Consider the following 20,438-nt stretch of genomic DNA (forward strand, 5'->3'; position numbering starts at 1 on the left):
ACACCCCACGCCTGTCCGGAGGAACTGACAATGGCGACCGACACCCAGACCGGACCGGGAACCCACGGCTACAGCGACGGCCTCCGTGGCCGGGTCGCGAAAGCGGCGAACGAACACGTGGTCCTGACGATGATGGCCCCGGCGCTGCTCGTCATCCTGGCTATCTTCATCTACCCGGTGACGTACATGGTGTACCAGTCGTTCTTCCTCGCCGTCCCCGGCGTACCGCTGCGGTTCGTCGGCCTCGACAACTACGTCGAGATGCTGGGTTCCTCGTCGTTCTGGAGCTACTTCGGCCACACCATGTTCTACTCGTTCGGCTCGCTGTTCCTGACGGTGACGGGCGGGCTGACCATCGCGCTGGCGATCAACCACGTCCAGCGGGAGTATCTCCGGAACACGTACTCGACGGTGCTGATGTTCTCGTGGGCGATCCCGTTGGCTGTCGCGGCGCTGATCTGGAACTGGATTCTCCAGGGCGGCGAGTTCGGTCTGCTGAACATGGTACTGACCGACCTCGGAGTCCTCGACACCGGGTACGCCTGGCTCGCCGACCAGACCGCCGCGCTCGTCGTCGTGACGATGGTCGACGCCTGGGCGCGGTTCCCGTTCGCGATGATCGTGTTCCTCGCCGGACTGCAGTCGATCCCACAGCACATGTACGACGCCGGCGACGTCGACGGCGCGACGACCTTTCAGGCGTTCCGCAACATCACACTGCCGTACCTCCGTCCGTACTTTGCTATCGTAGGACTGATCACGTGGATGTTCGCGTTCCGCGCGTTCGCCGTGATCTATCCCATGACCCAGGGCGGTCCGGGGACGGCAACGACGACGCTGAGCATCTACATCTACAGACAGGGGATGGTGAACCTCCAGTTCGGCTACGCCTCGGCGGTGGCGACGTTCCTGGTCGGCATCACCGTGATCGTGGCCGCCTTCTACGTCACCGTCGTCCTGGAGCGGATCGAGGAGTGACCACCATGAGACGAACACACCGACCCGACGAATTCGACCGGCACACCGACGAGGCGTTCCGTGGAGGCATCGCCCTATGAGCAACGTCGACGAAACGCGGACTCCCGGCATCGACGAGAGCCACGAGCGCGTGAGCTACCGGAGCCGCCAGCAGTTCTGGGACCTCATCGAGAGCCCGTACGTCGTCCACGCGGTGCTCGCGTTCGCGATGATGACCGTCCTCGTCCCGTTCGGCTGGGAGCTGATCACGTCGTTCAAGGCGAACTCGGCGATCTACAACCTGAACTACCTCCCGGCGAACCCCACCCTGCAGACGTACTACAACGTACTCATCGGCGAGGGGTACTGGAAGGCGATTCTCAACAGCCTGCTCATCTCGACGTCGACGACCGTGATCGTGCTGGCGCTGGCGACACCAGCGGGGTACGCGTTCAGCCGGTTCCGGTTCCGGTTCGACAACCTGCTGTTCATCGGGGTGATCTTCTCGCGGCTCTTCCCCCCGATCGGACTGGTGGTGCCGTACTACCAGATCATGGCGAGAGTGGGACTGCTCGACGACCTGCTCGGCGTCACGATCGCGCAGGTGTACCTCTGGCTACCGCTGATGATCTACATCATGCGTAACTTCTTCATCTCCATCCCGGAGGAACTGGACGAGTCCGCCCGCGTCGACGGCTGCACGCGCCTACAGGCGTTCCGAAAGGTCGCTCTGCCGCTCGCGCGGCCGGGGATCGCCGCGTGCGGCATCCTCACGTTCCTCTACTCGTGGCGAGAGTTCCTCTTCTCGCTCATCGTCACGAGCACGCTCGACGCGATGCCCATCTCCGTGGCCGTGTTCAAATTCGTCGGCGACGTGAGCGTGAGCTGGGCATCGATGGCGGCCGCGAGCATCCTCGCGATCATCCCGACGGTGTTCATCGTGGTGTTCTTCCAGCGGTACATCGTCACCGGACTCACCTCGGGGGCGCTGAAGGGATGACCCGCGAGCGACCCGCACTCGGTCGGCACCGACCGGTGCAACGCCGACTGACCCGCCCGCGTACGTGGGCGAGAGACAATCGAAGACACGGACGCGGACAGGAGGAAGCCGACTCATGAGCAATCAGACCCAATCAGATACCGCAGCGGGTCGCCCGACCGAGGGGCGCCCGCCCGAAGACACGAACGTTCGCATCGACGACATCACCAAGGTGTTCGAGGAGAGCGACGGCGGCGAGGTCGTCGCCGTCGAGGACCTCAGTATCGACATCCGCAAGGGGGAGTTCCTCGTCCTCGTCGGCCCCTCCGGCTGCGGGAAGACGACGACCCTGCGCACCGTCGCCGGTCTAGAGAGTCCGACCGAGGGCGCCATCCGCATCCAGGGAATGGACGTCACCGAGCTCGACCCGCGCGAACGGGACATCTCGATGGTGTTCCAAAACTACGCGCTGTACCCCCACAAGACGGTACGCGAGAACATCTCGTTCCCACTGGAGGTCAGGAGCTTCCCGAAGGACGAGACCGAGCGGCGCGTCGAGGAGGCGGCCGACCTGCTCGGCATCACCGAGCTGCTCGACCGCAAACCCAGTGCGCTCTCGGGGGGCCAACAGCAGCGCGTCGCCCTCGGACGCGCCATCGTCCGCGAGCCCGCGGTCTTCCTAATGGACGAGCCGCTGTCGAATCTCGACGCGAAGCTCCGCGTGCAGATGCGCACCGAGTTGAACGAGCTGCACAAGCGCGTCGGCAAGACGACCATCTACGTCACGCACGACCAGGCGGAGGCGATGACGCTCGGCGACCGCATTGCCGTGATGAACGACGGCCAACTCCAGCAGATCGGGCCGCCACAGCAGCTGTACGATCGGCCGACCAACCGGTTCGTCGCCGGCTTCATCGGCGAACCGCCGATGAACTTCTTGCCCGCAGAACTCGACTCGACCGGGGACGGCTACCGCGTCCGGACCGAAGCGTTCGACTTCGACCTGCCGCGGGAGAAAGCCGCCCTGTTGGACGAGAGCGGACGCTCGCCCGACAGCGTCACGCTCGGTGTCCGGCCGGAGGACATCGACGACGCCTCGCTCGTCGAGTCGGGGCCGAACCGGGCGCGGTTCGAACCGTACGTCAAACTCACTGAACCGATGGGGTCGGACAAGTTCCTCACGCTCACGCCCGAGGCGGGCGAGGGTCAGGAGCTGACCGCGCGGGTGTCGCCCGACAGCGACGCCGAGGAGGACGAAACGACGACGTTGTCGGCGAACTTGGAGAAGGTCCACCTGTTCGACGACCGTACCGGAGACAACCTCACGCGCTGACCGGGCGACGTCGACGGCAAGTATTCCGAGTATTCTTTCGTGTAAGTTTTCACCGAGCATAAACGGCTGACGACCCAGACGTCCGTCCGGGTGGTCACGATGTCGACAGGCAACGACGCGGACCAGCGAGACGCGACCGAGGAGCACGACTCGAGAGACAATGACGTCGACGACTACGACGTCCACGACGGGGAGCGGGGCGAAAGCTACGAGATGCCGGCCGTCGACGCCGGCACCGCCGCCACGAGCGTCTGGTATCTGTGGGTCGTGGCGGTCGTCGCGGCCGTGGTGGCGGGCATTTTCGCCACGTCGAGCATGGTGACGACGCCCGCCGAGCCGTTCTACGCGCTCATCTTCGGCGGCGTGGCCGTCGTAGCCGCCGGGTACGGGTTCTACACCGTGCGCGAGCGGACCCGGCCGTTCTGAGGCCGTAGGGGTGCGGCGGAGTCGGCCGTCGACCCCGAACGCCCGCTCACAGGCGCCGAGCCCGGCGAACCACATCCCGTAGCCGGGGTCTATCACCGTGCGGAGCCGACCACCGGTCGTGGTCGGAACCCCGTCCAACACCGTGGGGTGGAGTTCGACGGCGAGAACGTCGTCGGCAGCCGCCGCTGTGCGGGCGTGTAGCGATTCGACGAGCGAGGCGACGCCCGGCGGATTTGTCGCCGGAGGCGGCGCCGGTACGGCCGGTCACCGCCGGGAGCACCCCGGACTACTCGGGGAACGTGCTCCGGGTGAACCCGCCGTCGACCGTGATAATCTCGCCGGTCGTGTAGCTCGCGGCGTCGCTGGCGAGGTAGACGACGGCGCCCGTAATCTCCTCGGGGCGACCGAGGCGGCCGTCGACGGTCCGGTCGACGATGGTGTCGTGGCGGGGGGTCCCCTCGGTGTACGTCCCCGAGGTCTGCTCGGAGACGATGAACCCCGGCCGGACGGCATTGACGCGAATCTCCGGGCCGAGCTCCTCGGCCGCGGACCGGGTGAACGCGTCGATACCACCTTTCGCCGTGGAGTACGCCGCCAGGTTCGGGATGGCGATCTCCGAGGAGAGCGACGCGATGTTGACGACGCTCCCGGAGTCGATGGCCTCCGCGAAGACCTGCGTCGCGCGGAAGGTGCCGTCGAGTTGGACGTCGAACACCTCCGCCCAGTCGGTCTCGGAGGCGTCGCGCACCGACTTCCGGGCGATGTAGCTCGGGGAGTTCACCAGGATGTCGACGCCGCCGAGCGCCTCGACGGCGTCGTCCCGTAGGCGCTCGAGCGACTCGCGGTCGGTGACGTCACAGGTCAGTTCGGCGGTCTCGGCTCCGAGGTCCCGGAGTTCCGCCGCCGTCTCCGCGACGTTCTCCTCGGTCCGACTCGACGCGATTACGTCCGCGCCCTCGGCCGCGAAGCCGCGCGCGATACCACGTCCGATGCCGCTCGTGCCCCCGATTACGACGGCGCGCTTGCCGTCGACTGTTACGGGTGTGTGCGTGTACGATGTCACGGGTTCGCGTGGGACAGGCTGGAAGTTATACTTTCGCCCCCGGATTGCGACTTCGCCCGTCGGGTGGCCGACGGGTCGGCGTCAGTCCTCGACCCAGGGCGGGTTCGGTCGCGGCGGGCTGAATATCTCCACGCCCTCGACGGGCTCGTCGCCGCGGTTCTCGGCGGCGTGAGGGGCGTCGCCCGGGATGACGTACGAGTCCCCCGGTCCGGTGACGACCTCCTCACCGTCGACGGTGAACGTCAGCTCGCCCCGGGTGACGAATCCCGTCTGCTCGTGTTCGTGGCTGTGCTCCCCGACGACCGCGCCGGGTTCGATGCGGAAGTGCTGGACGCTGGTGCGTTCGCCGGCGGCCAACTGTGCGAGGTGGACACCCTCGAGTGCCTCCACGGACTCCTCGTCGGTGACTGAGACGACGTCCATGGGACCAGGTGCCGGTCTACGAACATAAAACCCGCCGGCGGCGGTCGTTCGGGGCGTAGCCTCCTCAGCCGTCGACCCGGTACCGCTCGACGGCGTCGGGCTCGAGCTCGACGCCGAGCCCCGGCCCCTCGGGGACGGTCACCCGGCCCTCGTCGTCCGCCTCGATGGGATCGGTGGCCAGCTCCTCCCGGAGCGGGTTCGCGGAGCGGTCGAACTCGAGCGGCGGGTCGCCGGGGAGCGTCGCCAGCAGTTGGAGGCTCGCCGCGAGCGCGACCGGCGTCCCCCAGACGTGCGGGACGAGCGGGACGCCGGCGCGCCGAGTCCCGTCGGCGACTTCGCGGGCCGGCGTCAGCCCGCCGACGTTACAGACGTCGGGCTGGACAATGTCGAGCGCCCCGCGAGAGAGCAGGCGGTCGAGGGCCGCCGGTCCGTGGCACTCGCCGCCGGCGACCGGCACGTCGAGTGTCCGCGAGAGGCGTTCGTACCCGTCGTGGTCGGTGGGTCGGACGGGCTCTTCGAACCAGCACACGTCGAGGGCGCCGAGTTCGCGGCCGATGCGGCGGGCGGTCGGACGGTCGTACGCGTAGTTGGCGTCGACCATCAGGTCGACGTCGGGGCCGACCCGGTCGCGGACCCGCCGGACGAGTTCGAGGTCCTCGTCGGGACCGTGACCGAGCAGCGCGAGTCCGACCTTGAGCTTCACCCGTCCGAAGGCGTCGGCGTTGGCGGTCGCCTCGTCGCAGATGGACGCGTACTGCTCCTCGAGGTCGTCCGTCGGCCGGAAGTAGTGGCCGGTGGCGTAGGCGTCGACCGCGTCGCGCTCGCGGCCGCCGAGCAGCGTCGCGACGGGCACGCCGAGGAGCGTCCCCTTCAGGTCCCACAGCGCGAGGTCGAGGCCGCTGAGCGCCGGGAGCGGGACGGTCGACTGGTAGGCCGCGCGGGCGCGGTCGTACAGGTCGCGGTGGAGGCGCTCGACGTCGAGCGGCGACTCGCCGACCAGCGCCGGCCCGAGCAGCGACGCGACGGTCTCCCTGGTGCCGGCGACCGGCCCCCAGCACTCCCCCCAGCCGACCGTCCCGTCGTCGGCCTCGATTCGGACCAGCACGGCGCTCCGCGTCTCGACCCACGCCTGCGCGTAGCCGAACGGCTCCTCGACGGGTGCCTCGACGCCGACGGCCTCGACGTTCTCGATGCTGACGTCTTGCATGGGTCGCGTCTCGTCGTGGACGTACTAAGCGTTCCCGCCGCGAGTGGGCGCGCCGTTCGGAGCGCCGACGACTCCGCTCACTCGGCCCCTACGAGGGCCCGGCTCGCCCCCGTTCACTCCTCGACCCGCGCCTCCTCGCCTGCCATCGCCTCCAGTACTTTGATGACGGCCGAGTGGTCGTCCCGGCCGTACCCCATCGTCTCCATCGCCTTGTACTGCTCGTGGACGACAGACGTGGCCGGCATCGGGGCGCCGTACTCCTCGCCCGCACGGGTGGCGATTCGGAGGTCCTTGTACTGGTACGCGGCGAAGAAGCCGGGGTCGAAGTTCCCCTCGATGACCCGTGGGGCGCGCGCGTCGAGCGCCCAGCAGCCCGCCGCACCGCCGCTGACGGCGTCGAGGACGGCCTCCAGGTCGGCGCCGGCGCGCTTCGCGAACAGCAACGCCTCGCTCACGGCCTGCAGGGTGGAGCCGACGATGATCTGGTTCGCGGCCTTGGTCACCTGCCCGGCCCCCGTCGGTCCGCAGTGGGTGACCGTCTCGCCCATGACCTCGAACAACGCCTCGGCCGCAGCGAACGTCGACTCGTCGCCGCCGACCATGATAGACAGCGTCGCCTCGACGGCGCCCTCCTCCCCGCCGCTGATCGGCGCGTCGAGGAAGTCAGCGCCTGCGGCTTCCAGTTCCTCGGCGATACGCTCGGTCGCGACCGGCGAGATGGTCGACATGTCGACCACGGTCGACCCTTCGTCGACACCGTCGACGACCGGGTCGTCCGCTCCGTCGTGCTCTCCCTCGCCAAGCACGACCGACTCGACGACCGGCGTGTCGGGGAGGACGGTGATTACCACGTCCGACTCCCGCGCGACCTCGGCCGGCGACGACGCCGGGGTCGCACCCGCGTCGGCGAGGCGGTCGACCGGCCCGTCGGAGCGGTTGTGAGCGACGACCGGGTACCCCGCGTCGAGTACGTTCTTCGCCATCGGTTCGCCCATGATGCCGAGGCCGACGAAGCCCACGGTCTGTGAGGACATACCACGGTGAGGGACGCCGACCGCCAAATAACCCCCTGCTGGACGGGGTCCGCTCCCAGTCGTTCGAGGGCGCCGAGCGGTGCGTTCCCCGGCCGACCCCGCCGCGGTCCCGCGAAGGGTTTAATTCGGTGACCCCGAAAGGGCCTCCCATGGCAGCCGACATCGATGGTGAGGCGGGGCTCGGAGTCGACGAGCGAGGGGAGTGGACCCTCCGCGACGCCGAGGCGCGCGAGTACGTCAGGGGTGCCGCCCGCGCGACGGTCTCGCTGGTCGAGTCGACGTACGGACCGCGCGGGTTGGAGAAACTGGTCGAGACGGCGAACCACCAGGGCGTACCGGAGACGGTACGGGCCGGCGACGCCGGTCGCCTGTTCGACGCCGTCCAACGCGGTGGAGGGTTCACCCACCCAGTCTCCGCGCTGTTCGTCGACGCCGTCGACGGGATGCAGCGCGGGCTGAGCGACGGGACGACCGCCGCGACCCTGCTCGGAGGCGCACTGCTCGACGAGGGGTTCGACCTCGTGGAGGAGGGGGTCGCGCCGGGGAGCGTCGTCGTGGGGTACGCGATGGCTCGGGCCCGGGCCGGCGAGACGCTCGACGCCCTCGCCCGACCGGTCGCCGTCGACGACGAGGCGACGCTCAGAGCGGTCGCGGAGACGACGATGACCGCCGACCTCGACCCGGCCGTCCGCCGACGGGACGCCGAACGGGTCGTCGACGCCGTCCGCGAGGTGGCGGCCGCGGACGAGCGCGGCTGGGTCGACACGGACGACGTGAAGGTGCTCGCCGCGCGGGAAGCGGGCGAGGAGTTCCACCGAGGGCTCGTCCTGTCGCGCCCCGCCGACGCCGGGCCGAACGGGGCCGGCGTCCCCGAGCCGCTGACCGACGCGACCGTGGCGGTGCTCGACGACGACGTCGACTTCGAGTCGACCGCGAGCAGCTTCGGGGGGGACGCCGGCGCCGGCGTTCGCCTCGACTCCGCCGACGCCGTCGCCGACTACCGCCGCGGCCTCGAGGGACGCATCGAGTCGACGGCGACCGGGCTCGCCGAGACGGGCGTCGACGTGCTGGTCTGCATGGAGAAGCTCGACGCGGACGTCGCCCGGGCGTTCGAGCGCGCGGGAGTCGCCGTCGTCGACAAGGCCACGTACCCGAAAGGCGACATCTATCGTCTCGCGCGCGCGACCGGCGCGACGGTCACCTCGAACGTCGCCGACCTCGGCCCCGACCGACTGGGCCGCGCCGGACGGGTCGTGGAGCGGCGGGTCGGCGACGAGGTGTGGACCGCGTTCGAGGACTGCTCCGGGCCCCTCTACACCATCGTCGCGGACGCGGACACCCCCGAGGCGGCCAACCGGCGCCGCGAGTCCATCGAGGACGCCCTGGAGACGACGGCCACGGCGGCGATGGACGGGCAGGTCCTTCCAGGTGCCTGCGCGCCCGCCGCGGCCGTCGCGGCCGCGCTCCGCGAGTACGCCCCGAGCGTCAGCGGGACGGAACAGCTCGCTATCGAGGCGTTCGCGGACGCGCTCGACCGACTCCCGTACGCCCTCGCGGCCAACGCCGGTCTCGACCCGATCGACGCCCTGACCCGCCTCCGGAGCGCCCACAGCGGCGGCAACCCTGGCGGTGACGCCCCAAGCGAGCCGTCGGCGTTGGGCGTCGACCTCGACACCGGCGCGCCCGTCGACGCCTGGGAGGCGGGCGTCGTCGAGCCGCGGCGCGTGTTCTCGCAGGCGGTCGAGACTGGCGGCGCCGTCGTTGAGCAACTGCTCACGATAGACGCCGTACTCTACCCGAACGTCGACCTCCCGGGGTACACGCCACGTACGGAACACGAGTAGGGTCGGAAAACGGGAACGGCGAGGGCGATGCGGACGGTCGGGGGTCCGTGACTCAGTCCGCGTTCGGTCTGCCGGCCCCGCCTGCTGGACCGGGACCCATCCCCTCCTCGCCCTCCGCGTCGTCGCCGAGGTCGGTCGCGGACAGGCGCTCGTCGATCCGCACCAGCTGGACCGCGAGGTCCGTCGCCGCCGTCAGCGTCGCGCGCTTGACCGGCAGCGGGTCGACGATGGGGTCCTCGGCGAGGACGTCGCGGGTCGTCCCGGCGAGCGCGTCGACGCCGACCGCGTCGCGATCCTCCGAGCGGGCGACGCGAAGGCGGATTTCGGCCTCCCACGCGTCCATCCCCGCGGTCCGGCCGAGTGCGCGGGGGACCGTCATCAGCGCGTCGCCGAACGCCTCGGCGGCGAGCTGCGACCGGTCGGGTATCGACCGGGCCTCCCGCCGGACCGCCTCGGCCGCGGTCGCCTCCGCGGCGCCGCCGCCGGGGACGACCCGACCGTCGCGGACGGCGGCCGCTGCCGCCGCGACCGCCGACTCGACCGAGCGCTCGAACGCCGTCGCGCTCCGCGGGTCGGGCGCGCGACAGAACAGCGTGTAGACGGCCTCGCCAGCCCCGTCGGTGACGAACGTCATGTCGCGGCCCGCCTTCCGTTCGACCCGAACGGCCGCGTCGCCCAGGGTCTCCGCGGTGACCTGTTCGAGCGTGGGGACGACCGTCGCGCCGGTTGCCCGGGCGACCCGACGAAGTTCGTCGGCGTCTAGGCGGTCGACCCCGAGAACGCCGCGTGCGGCGAGCTCGCTCTCGACGCGCTCGTTTATCGCCTGTTCGGTGAACACGGCGCCGCAGCCGGCCTCGACTGCGGCGTCGAGCTGCTCGGCGAACGCGGACCGTTCGTAGTCGGCGACGGCCTCGCGCTCCTCGAAGGAGTCGACGTCGAGTTCGACGCGTCGCGAGACGCGTCCCAACTCGGTGCCGACGGTCGGGACGTCGACGGTCGAAGAGAGGACGGCGACCCCCCGGCGGTCGGGCGTCCGGGGCATGGCCGGCGTCGTCAGGTTGCGGTCGAGGACCACACCCTCCACCAACTCCGTCTCGGCGGCCGCCCCGCCGGTGCGGGAGACGACCTCGATCGCGTCCCGGGCGCCGGGACCGACGTCACCAGTTCCGACCTCGTCGCCGAGCCGCTCCAGGGCCGCGGCGACCTGGTCTGCGACGGCGCCCCGGGCGGACGGGTCGCGTGTCCCCGTGAGCGCGGTCCGGGCAACCGCCGCCGGCCCGTACTCGTCGAGCGGACGCGCCGTGCGGTCGAGCGTCGCGAGCGCCCTCTCCAGTCCGGTTCGGTACCCCTGTTCGATCGCGGTGGGGTGGAGCCCCCGTTCGCGGAGGCGCTCGGCCTCGGTCAGCAGCGCGCCGACGAGGGCGACGACGCTTCCGGCGCCGTCGCCGTGGCGTTCGCGGAACCCGGTCGCCGTCGACGAGAGGAGCGTGACGGCCGGGTCGTCCACGTCGAGGCTGTCCAGCAGTTCGGTCGACGAGGCGGTGGTCTTGACGTTGCCGTCGGCGCCGACGAGTAACTTGTTGGCACCGAACGGTCCGAGCGCGGTACGGATGACGTCGCACACCGTCCGAACCTCCCCGACGAGTCCGACGTCGCTCTCGTCTGCCATGGTGGGCCATGGCCAGCGGGCGCCTATATATCTACCGCGACGAGTGTTCGCCCGATAGTAGGTTGTATTCTGATAGGTGGTCGGTGAAAGCGGGAGTAAACATTATAGTACAATGGTGATGATTAGCGTACGGTATGTCAACAGACGGCAGGAGTGAGAAGACAGCCGAGAGTACCGACGGGACGGGCACCGACCGTTCCCGACGTGACTTCGTCAAGGCGACCACGGCGGCCGCGTCCGCCGGTGCGCTGGGCGCCCTGGCCGGCTGTACGGGTGACGGTGGCGACGGTGGCAACGATACCGGCGGCGACACCGGTGGCGACGGGGACGGCAATGACTCCGGTGGTGGCGGCGGTGGCGGCGGTGGTGGCGGCAGCGAGTCCGTCGAAGTCCAGTTCCTGTCGGCCCAGGCGGCCGAGAATTCCTCGATCCGGAGCCACTTCCAGGAGTCGATGCAGGACTTCCAGGAGAAGTCCGGCAACGTCTCCGTCAGCCTGCAGACGGCGTCCTACGGGGACATGAAGAACAAGCTGGCCTCGACCGTCCAGTCCGGGAACCCGCCGGCGCTCGCAGAGTCCGGTTCGGCAGGGCTCCAGTTCTTCCTCAACGACCAACTCGTCGACCACACGAAGTTCTTCGAGGGGTCAGACACCTTCCCGGACGACTTCACGGTCCCGAACAAGGAGGTCGCGAACTTCCGCGACCAGTGGTGGTCGGCCGGCGCGATCCGCCACACCAGCAGCAACCTCGGAATCCGACCGAAGATTTTCAGCCAGGTCGGCATCCAGAACCCGATGGAGGAGCTGAACACCTGGAGCAAGTTCCACGACGCCATCGTGCAGATCGACGAGGAGATGGACACCATCGCCTACGAGGAGACGGGCGTCGCCGGCGACTTGGAATCCTACTGGGGGCAGGCCCGGACCGCATACACCGGCGGGACGGACCCCTGGATCCGCGGGAACCCCGACGACCCGGACGTGGTCATCGCCAACTCCGACATGGAGGAGGACCGCCGGCGGACCGACGGGATGATCAAGGCCTGCATTAAGCGGGCCAACGAGTTCAGCAGCGACGAGGCCGCCTCGCGCGGCGACGAGGAGATCCCGTCGCTGATGCTCACCGGCCGGGTCGCCTCGTTCACCTACGCGACGCCGACCGCCCGTCGGTGGTTCGCGGTCAACGAGGACGCGACGATCGGCTGGGCCGACGGCGAAGGGGACTTCATGCTCCTGCCGGACCCCAAGCTCGACGCCGAGTACGGGAGCAAGATCGGGGTCAGCGACCTCGAGGGACTCGAGGGCGAACACGGTGGCCACGTCTGGGGGCTCGAACAGGCCCACACCGTGTTCAGCGGCGTGAGCAACGCCAAGCAGCAGGGCGCCTGGGAGCTGTCCCAGTACCTGTTCAGCGACGACGACTTCGTGCTTCCGGCGTGGGGTGAGCACTACCAGTCCATTCCGGGTCTCGCCACGAAGATGGACCCGCTCCTCAACGAGTACCCCGACCTGCCCCAGAACTTCCAGCGGGCGATCGAGAACCAGAACCAGTACGCCGAGCAGTACGCGAACACGGGCGGGGCCTGGGACCTGCGTGCGACCGACCCCATCCGGTGGACCGACATCAACGAGACGATCAGTCAGGCCATCGCCGGCCAGCACAGCGTCGACGAGACCCCCGGTCTGGTCCGCGAGCGTGTGCTGACCCGAATCGAAGAGTCGGGCTGAAGCGACGCGCCGCCTCCGGGCAGCGCGAACCACTTCCCCCGTCGGCGGGGCCAAAGATTTATTCGTTACACATCGGTCATAGTCATCATGGCACAGGAACAGGGTCGGACAGCCGACCAGATACGCGAACGGTACGGTATCGGGGAGCGAACGCTCACGGATCGGATCAAGGACAACTGGGTGGGATACCTGTTCATCATACCCACCTTCATCGCCTTCACCGGCCTGTTCTACTTCCCCATCGCCCGGGGGGTGTTCATGACGTTCACGAACGCCTCGCTGGGCGTCACGGGGGAGTTCATCGGGCTCGACAACTACGCCTGGCTCCTGACGAACGACCTGTTCTTCTACTCGTTCGGCTGGACCATCGTGTTCGTCTTCGGGACCACGTTCACGCAGCTCGGGTTAGGTGTCGTCGCCGCGCTCCTGCTGAACGAACTCCGCGAGGTCGCGAAGGACTGGGTCGGCGTGTTGATCATGTCGCCGTACTTCTCGGCGCCGCTGGCCGGGGGTGTCATCTGGATGTGGTTCCTGGACTCCAACTTCGGGTTCGTTCCGAAGTTGTTCGGTCTCTTCGGCTTGACAGCCCCGTCGTTCCTCGCCGGGGACTTCTGGCCGTTCGTCTCGCTGATCGTCGCACAGACGTGGCACGACTACGCCTACTCGGCGATCATCTACGCCGCGGCGATCGTGAGCATCCCGAGCGAGCAGTACGAGGCCGCGGCGCTGTCGGGCGCCGGGCGACTCCGCCGGTTCCGGGACGTCACGCTGCCGCATCTGCTCATCCCGACGATCGTCATCCTCTCGCTGCGGACGGCCTGGAACATCGCGGAGTTCTCCCAGCCGTTCGCCCTGACCGGCGGCGGACCCGGGACGCAGACGATGCTGATGAGCATCCTCACGTACCGCGTCGCGTTCGTCAACACGAACTTCGCGCGGGCGTACACGATCGGGATGGCGATGGTCGTGCTGTCGATGTCGGCGGCCGTCATCTACGTCAAGGCAATCGACCAGGAGGACGACCTCTACGTCTGAGGTACTACTACCATGTTAAACCCAACCAAACGAGACCGGGCGCTGCTGTACGCCGGAATCATCGCGTTCGCGCTGTTCGCGGTGGTTCCGTACTACTGGATCCTTCGGACGTCGATCCTGACCAACTTCGCGGCGATCAGTCCCGACACCGGGTTCCTCCCGCTGGGGGAGCTGACCCTCGACCCGTACTTCGCCGTGTGGGCCGACTTCGCGTTCCCGCTGTACTTCAGAAACAGCATCATCGTCGCGTTCGGAGCGACGCTCATCTCGCTGTTCTTCGCCATTCCGGGCGCGTACGCGTTCGCGCGACTCGACTTCCCGGGTCGACAGGCGCTGTTCTACACCGCCGTGTTCACCATCATGTTCCCCTGGATCGTGCTGACGATTCCGGTGTACGAGGTGTTCTACTTCCTCAACCTGGTGAACACGCTGCCGGGCATCGTCATCGCCCTGTCGATATTCGTGCTCCCCCAGAACATCTGGCTGTTACAGGGGTTCTTCCGACAGGGGATTCCCGAGAACATCGAGGAGGCGGCACTTATCGACGGCCACAACGAGCTGACCGCGTTCATGCGCATCGTCCTGCCACTGAGCGCGCCCGCGATCGGCGCTGCCGCGCTGTTCGCGTTCCTCACCGCGTGGAACAACTTCCTGTGGGTGTTCGTGCTCACGAGCGACGAGGGCGTCCGAACGGCGACGGTCGCCATCCACTACATCCTCGGCAGCGACGTGCTGCGTGAGTGGAACACGCTGATGGCCTCGGTGGTGCTGCTCGTGGCGCCGCCGGTGATCTTCTACGGCCTCTCCCGGCGTTACCTCGGAGAGGGGCTCGGGGGGTCCCCGGGCGGGTGACCACCACCGGGGGATAATTTCCCTGCCGGGTCGCGTCGAAACGGGAGTCAAAGATATAAGACCACGCGGAAAACACACTGCAACGATAAACCATGGCACAACTCGAACTCGACAAAGTCACCAAGGTGTTCGACGACTCGTCGGGCACCATCGTCGCCGTCGAAGAGCTCGACCTGGACATCGACGACGGGGAGTTCGTCGTCTTCGTCGGCCCCTCGGGCTGCGGGAAGTCGACGACGCTGCGGATGGTCTCCGGACTGGAGACCATCACGGACGGCGAGATTCGACTCGGGGGCGAGCGTATCAACGAACAGTCGCCGAAAGACCGAGACATCGCGATGGTGTTCCAGTCCTACGCGCTCTACCCGCACAAGACCGTTCGTGGGAACATGGCGTACGGGCTCCAGCTGAGCACCGACCTCGACGACCAGGAGATCAACCGCCGCGTCGAGGAGGCCGCCGACATGATGGGCATCGAGGACCTCCTCGACAAGAAGCCGGCGTCGCTCTCCGGTGGGCAACAACAGCGCGTCGCGACGGGTCGTGCAATCGTGCGCGAGCCTGCCGTCTTCCTATTCGACGAGCCGCTGTCGAACCTCGACGCGAAGCTCCGCAAGCACATGCGCACCGAGCTGGCGCGCATCCACTCGGAGGTCGGCATCACGACCATCTACGTGACCCACGACCAGGAGGAGGCGATGACGATGGCCGACCGAATCGTCATCCTCAACGACGGCCGCCTCCAGCAGGTCGGTACGCCGAAGGAGGTGTACTACGAGCCCAACAACCGGTTCGTCGCCGACTTCATCGGCTCGCCGTCGATGAACTTCCTCGACGTGAAACTCGACCGCGACGGGACGGGAAGTGGGACGCTCGTCGGCGACGAGGTGAGCTACAAAGTGTCGGACGGGATGGTCGGGAACCTCGACGACGCCAGCTCCGACCTGGTCCTCGGCGTCCGGCCCGAGAACATCAGAATCGAGGCGGGCGCGCCGCCCGAGAAGAGCATCGAGGCGACGGTCGACGTCGTCGAGGTGATCGGGTCGGACAACTTCATCTACCTCGACCTGGCGGGACAGGAGTTCCGCGTCCGCACCCCCTCCGAGATCGAGCCGGAGGAGGATGAGACGGTGACGCTCACCTTCGACGAGGAGAACGTCCACCTGTTCGACGCTCGAACCGGAGATGCGCTCGTCCACGGGCGCTCCCAGGCGAGCGTGTCGGCGCCCCCGGAGCAGTCAGATACCGCCGCCGACTGACCGCTCGACGCCGACAGCTCACCCGACTCGCGGTACGTTCCGGCACCGACCGAGGGGCCGCTGGAACGACCGGGACGCGAACGTTTTTGAGGGTCGCTCCGACACGTGAGAGTATGGCATACGACATCGCCCTGATTCCGGGCGACGGGATCGGTCAGGAGGTCGTAGCGGCCGCGCGACCCGTACTGGACGACGCCGCCACGGACGCCGGCTTCTCGCTCGACTACGAACGCTTCGACTGGGGGAGCGAGCGCTACCTCGACGAGGGGGCGATGATGCCCGACGACGGGATCGACCGCCTCCGGGACCGCGACGCCATCCTCCTCGGCGCGGTCGGCCACCCCGACATCCCCGACCACGTGACGCTGCGGGGACTGATGCTCCCCATCCGCAAGCGCTTCAACCAGCAGGTGTGCAGGCGTCCGGCCGTGCTGTACGAGGGCGTCGAGAGCCCCCTGCGGGGGTACGGGGGTGGCGACATCGACCTCGTCGTCTTCCGGGAGAACACGGAGGGGGAGTACGCGGACGTCGGCGGGCGCGAACACCGCGGGTTCGACCACGAGGTGGCGATACAGAGCGCGGTGTTCACCCGGCAGGGGACCGAGGACGTCGTCCGCGCGGCGTTCGAGGCCGCGACCGAGCGCGACGGCAAACTGACGAACGTGACGAAGTCGAACGCCCAGGCCTACGGGATGGTGCTGTGGGACGACGTCGTCGCGGAGGTAGGCGAGGAGTACCCCGACGTGGAAGTCGAACGCCTGCTCGTCGACGCCGCCTCGATGGACTTCGTCCGCCGGCCCGACGAGTTCGACGTCGTCGTCGCCTCGAACCTCTTCGGCGACATCCTCACCGACCTCGGCGCCATCGTCACCGGGAGCATGGGGCTCGCTCCCTCCGCGAACGTCAACGTCGAGGGCGACTACCCGTCGATGTTCGAGCCCGTCCACGGGAGCGCCCCCGACATCGTCGGCCAGGGCGTCGCCAACCCGCTCGCGACCGTCCTCTCCGGGGCGATGCTGTTCGACCACCTCGGCGAGGAGGCGGCCGGGGAGCGCCTCCGTGGGGCCGTGGCCGACCAACTCGCCGACGGCGACGCCCCTCGGACGCCCGACCTCGGCGGCGACGCCGGCACCGAGGCGGTCGTGCGGGACCTCAGAGACCGTCTCTGAGTGGGTCCGGATGGAGCCCCCATCCCGCGACGCGTTCGTCCGTCGGCTCCGCGAGTTGGACCGCGAGGCGCTCGTCCGGCTCGTCGGGGACCTCGAATCGACCCGGGGCGGGACGGTCGAACGGACGGACGGGGGGTTGCTGGTCGAGCGCCCGTCCGGCGAGCACCGCCGGCTCGTGGTGGCGACGACGGCTCGGCGGGCAATCGACATCGTAGCCGGAGCCGATTCCGCCGTCGACGCGGTCGTCCTCGGACGGGCGCTTGATGGCGATGCCGACGCCGGCGCCCTCGACGGAACCCGGGTCGTCGGTCCGGACGACCTCCACGCGATGGCGCTGTACGCCGTCGACCGCGAGGACCTCCCGCCGCTTCTCGACTGCCACTTCGGAAGCGGCGCGTTCGACGACGCCGGCGGAGAGAGACGCTTCGGCGGGTTCGACGTTCGGCGGGTTGTTTCTCGGGCGAGTGACGTACCGGACCGGCAAGCGACCGGCGCCGCCGCGGGTGTGCTCCTCGCAGTCGTCCTCGCGGCGCTGGTCGTGACCGCCGCACCCGTGACCGTCCCCTGGACCGGTATCGGGCCCACCGACGCGGGGGGTGCCTCCGACGGTCGGACCGCGACCGAGGCGGAGACGACCGCTGGACGGTCGACGGGGGGACCGACGACGAGTCCGGCGGCCCCGGCGGGGGCCCTCGGCGCGACCGACCGGAACGGGAGCGCCTGCCCCCGGCCACCACGGGACGCACATCCCGCGGCCCTCCGGCCCGAGCCGGTCGCCGTCGCCACCGCCTTCGGGCTCGACGGCTGGACGATTCGGCTGGCGACGAACGTCAGCTCCTTCCGGGGGCCGAACGAGCTCTCGATTCCCTACCTGCCGGAGGTTCGCCACGAGACGAGCTACCGGAGCCCGTCGGGGGCGACAGTCGTGCTCACGGTCGATCGGTGGCCGGACGACGACCGCGCCGCCGCGGCGGGCGCCGCGCTGGCCGCCGACCGGACGGTGGCCCTCCGGTGGGGTCGGTACACGATGGGCGTGCTCGTCTACCCGGTATCGGACGGAACGAGTACGGCGGCAGAACGGTCCGGCAGCGGGCCGGGCGACGCCGACCGCCGAAGGTCGGCAGAGACGGGCCGCCTGTTGCTGTCGCACGCGACGACGCCCGACGGCCTGCGGCTGGGAGCGGACTGCGTCGCGGAACTCACGCTCGACGGGAACGCGACCGGTGCGGGAACCTGACGGGTCACCGGGGACCGCCTGAGTCGCCGCCGCACCTCACCTGACGACGTCGGCCGCCACGGAGCCGACCCCGTCGACCTCCGCCCGCACCGCGTCACCGGGTTCGATCGGGTGGGCGCCGGGCGTCCCGGTCGAGATGACGTCCCCAGGTTCGAGCGTCATCACCTCGGAGTGGAACGCGACCAGCTCCCGGGGCGGGAAATGCATGTTCGCGATGCGGTTCTCCGCGACGACCTCGTCGTTCACGACCGTCCGCACCGAGACGTCGTCGAGCGCCATCCGGCCCTCGGGGACGGCGACTTGCGGGCCGACCACGAGGAACGTGTCGAAGCTCTTCGCGCGGGTGAGAAATCTGGGGTTACGCCGGAGCACGTCCTCGGCGGTCATGTCGATGACGGGGACGAACCCCGCGATGACCGAGTCCGCGTCCTCTACGGCGACGTCCCGGCAGGTGCGCCCGATGACGACCGCCAGTTCGGCCTCCGCAGTCACCCGGTCCGTGCGCTCGCGGGGCGGGAGCCGGATGGGGCCGCCGGGGCCGGTGGCCGCGGTGGCCGGCTTGAAGAAGCTCGCCGGCTCGTCCGGGCTGTCCTCGTCCAGGTCGGCCGCGTGGTCGCCGTAGTTCAGACCGATGCCGAACAGCTTCCCCGGGTCGGGAAGCGGCGTGTCGAAGGAGAGTCGGTCGGTCGGGGTCGGCGACGCAGTCGCCTCGGTCGGGTCGGGGAGGTCGCCGGCGGCCGCCCGCGGGAGCGCGTCCCGGACCGTCGAGAGCGAGGGGTCCGCGGCCGACAGCGGGCGGAACCCCTCGTCGTCGCCGAGCAGCGCGCGGCCGTCGGCGTCGCGGGCCAGGTAGCGCACGCTACTCCTCCTCGCGGTCGGTCCAGAAGTCGAAGGAGCGACCGGGGGCGAACACGTCGAGGCCGACGGCCCGCTCGTCGCCGGTGTTCTCGACGCGGTGGGTCTCCCAGGACTCGAGCAGCACCGAGTCGAATCGTTCTAGAGTGACCTCGTCGTCCTCGGTGGCGACGGTGAGTTCGCCCTCCAGGCAGAGACACACCTGCTCGTTCTCGTGGTCGTGCATCGGCGAGGAGTGCCCCGGCGGCTTCTCGAACCACTCGAAGGAGAACTGCTCGCTGCCCGCCATCGATACGCGTCGCCATCCCTCGTCCGGTTCGTACGTCTCCGCGTCCTCGAAGTCTACCTCTCGCATGGGTGCCCGGAACACGTGTGGGAGGGCACATCAAGCTTCGGCCGGGGGCAAAGAATCGGGAAGAACGGGAGCGAGAACGGGGTGCGTGAACGCGCGTCGCCCGACGTTCATAGAGGTTATCGTAGCTCCTCGTAGAATTCTCGCCCCCACGGGGGGCGAGAAACTCCGTCCGGCTACGATAACCCCTATCAGAGGTTCGCGCCGGTCGTCCCGCCGTCGATGGGGATGGCGGTGCCGTTGATGTAGCCGGACTTCGGCGAGGAGAGGAAGGCGACGGTGTTACCGAGCTCCATCGGGTCGCCGATGCGTTCGAGCGGGTTGGTCGCCCAGTCCCCGAGCCCCTCCTCGTAGGAGTCGTACTCGCCGCGGTCGACGGCCTGGTTCACGAGGTCCTCGATGCGGGAGGTCTCGTGCGGGCCGGGGAGGACGGCGTTCGAGCGGACCTCGGGGGCGAACTCCTTCGAGAGGGTCTTCTCCAGCCCGATGACGCCCATCCGCACCGAGTTCGAGAGCACGAGCGAGTCGATGGCCTCCTTCACGCTCCGGGAGGTGATGGTGACGATGGTGCCGCCGTCGCCCTCCTTGAGGTGGGGTTCGGCCGCGCGGGCGAGCCGGACGACGCTCATCACGAGCAGCTCGTACGCCTGCTGCCAGTCCTCGTCGTCGGTGTCGAGGAAGGCGCCGGAGGGCGGCCCGCCGGCGCTCGTCACGAGGTGGTCGAGGCCGCCGAACTCGTCGACCGTTCGCTCCACGAGCGTCTCCACGTCGTCGGGGTCCGTGAGGTCCCCCGCCTGCGTGACGACCTCGCCGGTCGCGTCCGCGCGAATCTCCTCGGCCGCCTCCTCGAGGCGCTCCTCGTCGCGTCCGTTGATGACGACGTTCGCGCCCTCGCGGGCGAGCGCCCGCGCCGACGCCTTCCCGAGACCGCTGCTGGATGCCGTTACGAGTGCCACGTTGCCGTCGATTTCGAGGTCCATTGCGGCCGGAACGTCGAACCCGGAGGGGTAAAGAGGT

The 20,438-nt window shown here is 69.0% G+C and carries 19 protein-coding genes; 11 read left to right on the plus strand and 8 right to left on the minus strand.

What is annotated here, in order from left to right:
• The first annotated feature begins 30 nt into the window (after positions 1–30).
• The 4 genes from N5095_RS01855 to N5095_RS01870 all read left to right on the plus strand — a co-directional run bounded on the left by N5095_RS01855 (position 31) and on the right by N5095_RS01870 (position 3,695).
• Complete coding sequence (locus tag N5095_RS01855; RefSeq protein WP_267620429.1) at positions 31–978, plus strand: carbohydrate ABC transporter permease; 948 nt, start codon at positions 31–33, stop codon at positions 976–978.
• Between the two features lie 76 nt (positions 979–1,054).
• Positions 1,055–1,957, plus strand: coding sequence for a carbohydrate ABC transporter permease (locus tag N5095_RS01860; RefSeq protein ID WP_267620431.1), 903 nt, complete (start codon positions 1,055–1,057; stop codon positions 1,955–1,957).
• Positions 1,958–2,072: 115 nt separating this feature from the next.
• Entirely contained in the window at positions 2,073–3,269 is a 1,197-nt protein-coding gene (locus N5095_RS01865; protein WP_267620433.1) for an ABC transporter ATP-binding protein, read from the plus strand.
• Between the two features lie 99 nt (positions 3,270–3,368).
• Positions 3,369–3,695 (plus strand): hypothetical protein, encoded by a 327-nt coding sequence (locus N5095_RS01870; RefSeq protein ID WP_267620435.1) that lies wholly within the window; start codon positions 3,369–3,371, stop codon positions 3,693–3,695.
• 286 nt (positions 3,696–3,981) lie between these two features.
• On the opposite strand, the gene N5095_RS01875 is transcribed toward N5095_RS01870, so the two are convergent.
• The 4 genes from N5095_RS01875 to N5095_RS01890 form a co-directional block, all read right to left on the minus strand.
• Complete coding sequence (locus N5095_RS01875; RefSeq protein ID WP_267620437.1) at positions 3,982–4,758, minus strand: SDR family NAD(P)-dependent oxidoreductase; 777 nt, start codon at positions 4,756–4,758, stop codon at positions 3,982–3,984.
• 81 nt (positions 4,759–4,839) lie between these two features.
• Positions 4,840–5,181 carry a cupin domain-containing protein gene (locus tag N5095_RS01880; RefSeq protein ID WP_267620439.1) on the minus strand — a complete coding sequence of 114 codons (342 nt, stop codon included), beginning with the start codon at positions 5,179–5,181 and terminating at the stop codon, positions 4,840–4,842.
• A gap of 64 nt (positions 5,182–5,245) precedes the next feature.
• Positions 5,246–6,388: a mandelate racemase/muconate lactonizing enzyme family protein gene (locus N5095_RS01885; RefSeq protein WP_267620441.1), complete on the minus strand. Its 1,143-nt coding sequence runs from the start codon at positions 6,386–6,388 to the stop codon at positions 5,246–5,248.
• Between the two features lie 113 nt (positions 6,389–6,501).
• The gene (locus tag N5095_RS01890) at positions 6,502–7,422 is read right to left on the minus strand and encodes an NAD(P)-dependent oxidoreductase (RefSeq protein ID WP_267620443.1); all 921 of its coding nucleotides are present in this window, start codon (positions 7,420–7,422) and stop codon (positions 6,502–6,504) included.
• 149 nt (positions 7,423–7,571) lie between these two features.
• On the opposite strand from N5095_RS01890, the gene N5095_RS01895 reads away from it, so the two are divergent.
• Positions 7,572–9,266 carry a TCP-1/cpn60 chaperonin family protein gene (locus N5095_RS01895; RefSeq protein ID WP_267620445.1) on the plus strand — a complete coding sequence of 565 codons (1,695 nt, stop codon included), beginning with the start codon at positions 7,572–7,574 and terminating at the stop codon, positions 9,264–9,266.
• A 52-nt stretch (positions 9,267–9,318) separates the two neighbouring features.
• Here the strand turns inward: N5095_RS01895 and N5095_RS01900 are convergent, their stop codons facing one another.
• The gene (locus N5095_RS01900) at positions 9,319–10,935 is read right to left on the minus strand and encodes a TCP-1/cpn60 chaperonin family protein (RefSeq protein ID WP_267620448.1); all 1,617 of its coding nucleotides are present in this window, start codon (positions 10,933–10,935) and stop codon (positions 9,319–9,321) included.
• Between the two features lie 134 nt (positions 10,936–11,069).
• Between N5095_RS01900 and N5095_RS01905 the strand changes: the two genes are divergently transcribed.
• The 6 genes from N5095_RS01905 (at position 11,070) to N5095_RS01930 (ending at position 18,214) form a co-directional block, all read left to right on the plus strand.
• Positions 11,070–12,662: an ABC transporter substrate-binding protein gene (locus N5095_RS01905; RefSeq protein WP_267620450.1), complete on the plus strand. Its 1,593-nt coding sequence runs from the start codon at positions 11,070–11,072 to the stop codon at positions 12,660–12,662.
• An 87-nt stretch (positions 12,663–12,749) separates the two neighbouring features.
• Positions 12,750–13,697: a carbohydrate ABC transporter permease gene (locus tag N5095_RS01910; RefSeq protein ID WP_267620453.1), complete on the plus strand. Its 948-nt coding sequence runs from the start codon at positions 12,750–12,752 to the stop codon at positions 13,695–13,697.
• Positions 13,698–13,709: 12 nt separating this feature from the next.
• Positions 13,710–14,549 carry a carbohydrate ABC transporter permease gene (locus tag N5095_RS01915; protein ID WP_267620455.1) on the plus strand — a complete coding sequence of 280 codons (840 nt, stop codon included), beginning with the start codon at positions 13,710–13,712 and terminating at the stop codon, positions 14,547–14,549.
• 92 nt (positions 14,550–14,641) lie between these two features.
• Entirely contained in the window at positions 14,642–15,808 is a 1,167-nt protein-coding gene (locus N5095_RS01920; protein WP_267620457.1) for an ABC transporter ATP-binding protein, read from the plus strand.
• Positions 15,809–15,921: 113 nt separating this feature from the next.
• Positions 15,922–16,977, plus strand: coding sequence for an isocitrate/isopropylmalate dehydrogenase family protein (locus N5095_RS01925; protein WP_267620459.1), 1,056 nt, complete (start codon positions 15,922–15,924; stop codon positions 16,975–16,977).
• 10 nt (positions 16,978–16,987) lie between these two features.
• Positions 16,988–18,214 (plus strand): hypothetical protein, encoded by a 1,227-nt coding sequence (locus N5095_RS01930; RefSeq protein WP_267620461.1) that lies wholly within the window; start codon positions 16,988–16,990, stop codon positions 18,212–18,214.
• Positions 18,215–18,250: 36 nt separating this feature from the next.
• Here N5095_RS01930 and N5095_RS01935 read toward each other — a convergent pair whose 3' ends face one another.
• The 3 genes from N5095_RS01935 to N5095_RS01945 all read right to left on the minus strand — a co-directional run bounded on the left by N5095_RS01935 (position 18,251) and on the right by N5095_RS01945 (position 20,401).
• Complete coding sequence (locus N5095_RS01935; protein WP_267620465.1) at positions 18,251–19,072, minus strand: fumarylacetoacetate hydrolase family protein; 822 nt, start codon at positions 19,070–19,072, stop codon at positions 18,251–18,253.
• Position 19,073: 1 nt separating this feature from the next.
• The gene (locus N5095_RS01940) at positions 19,074–19,424 is read right to left on the minus strand and encodes a cupin domain-containing protein (RefSeq protein ID WP_267620468.1); all 351 of its coding nucleotides are present in this window, start codon (positions 19,422–19,424) and stop codon (positions 19,074–19,076) included.
• A gap of 188 nt (positions 19,425–19,612) precedes the next feature.
• Positions 19,613–20,401, minus strand: coding sequence for an SDR family oxidoreductase (locus N5095_RS01945; protein ID WP_267620471.1), 789 nt, complete (start codon positions 20,399–20,401; stop codon positions 19,613–19,615).
• Positions 20,402–20,438: the final 37 nt, after the last annotated feature.

It is taken from the genome of Halobium salinum, assembly GCF_026586625.1.
GTDB classification, from domain to species: domain Archaea; phylum Halobacteriota; class Halobacteria; order Halobacteriales; family Haloferacaceae; genus Halobium; species Halobium salinum.

Coding starts and splice junctions, on each gene's coding strand:
- N5095_RS01855 (WP_267620429.1), top strand. CDS start 31: ATGGCGACCGACACCCAGACCGGACCGGGAACCCACGGCTACAGCGAC.
- N5095_RS01860 (WP_267620431.1), top strand. CDS start 1,055: ATGAGCAACGTCGACGAAACGCGGACTCCCGGCATCGACGAGAGCCAC.
- N5095_RS01865 (WP_267620433.1), top strand. CDS start 2,073: ATGAGCAATCAGACCCAATCAGATACCGCAGCGGGTCGCCCGACCGAG.
- N5095_RS01870 (WP_267620435.1), top strand. CDS start 3,369: ATGTCGACAGGCAACGACGCGGACCAGCGAGACGCGACCGAGGAGCAC.
- N5095_RS01880 (WP_267620439.1), bottom strand. CDS start 5,181: ATGGACGTCGTCTCAGTCACCGACGAGGAGTCCGTGGAGGCACTCGAG.
- N5095_RS01885 (WP_267620441.1), bottom strand. CDS start 6,388: ATGCAAGACGTCAGCATCGAGAACGTCGAGGCCGTCGGCGTCGAGGCA.
- N5095_RS01890 (WP_267620443.1), bottom strand. CDS start 7,422: ATGTCCTCACAGACCGTGGGCTTCGTCGGCCTCGGCATCATGGGCGAA.
- N5095_RS01895 (WP_267620445.1), top strand. CDS start 7,572: ATGGCAGCCGACATCGATGGTGAGGCGGGGCTCGGAGTCGACGAGCGA.
- N5095_RS01900 (WP_267620448.1), bottom strand. CDS start 10,935: ATGGCAGACGAGAGCGACGTCGGACTCGTCGGGGAGGTTCGGACGGTG.
- N5095_RS01905 (WP_267620450.1), top strand. CDS start 11,070: ATGTCAACAGACGGCAGGAGTGAGAAGACAGCCGAGAGTACCGACGGG.
- N5095_RS01910 (WP_267620453.1), top strand. CDS start 12,750: ATGGCACAGGAACAGGGTCGGACAGCCGACCAGATACGCGAACGGTAC.
- N5095_RS01915 (WP_267620455.1), top strand. CDS start 13,710: ATGTTAAACCCAACCAAACGAGACCGGGCGCTGCTGTACGCCGGAATC.
- N5095_RS01920 (WP_267620457.1), top strand. CDS start 14,642: ATGGCACAACTCGAACTCGACAAAGTCACCAAGGTGTTCGACGACTCG.
- N5095_RS01925 (WP_267620459.1), top strand. CDS start 15,922: ATGGCATACGACATCGCCCTGATTCCGGGCGACGGGATCGGTCAGGAG.
- N5095_RS01930 (WP_267620461.1), top strand. CDS start 16,988: ATGGAGCCCCCATCCCGCGACGCGTTCGTCCGTCGGCTCCGCGAGTTG.
- N5095_RS01940 (WP_267620468.1), bottom strand. CDS start 19,424: ATGCGAGAGGTAGACTTCGAGGACGCGGAGACGTACGAACCGGACGAG.
- N5095_RS01945 (WP_267620471.1), bottom strand. CDS start 20,401: ATGGACCTCGAAATCGACGGCAACGTGGCACTCGTAACGGCATCCAGC.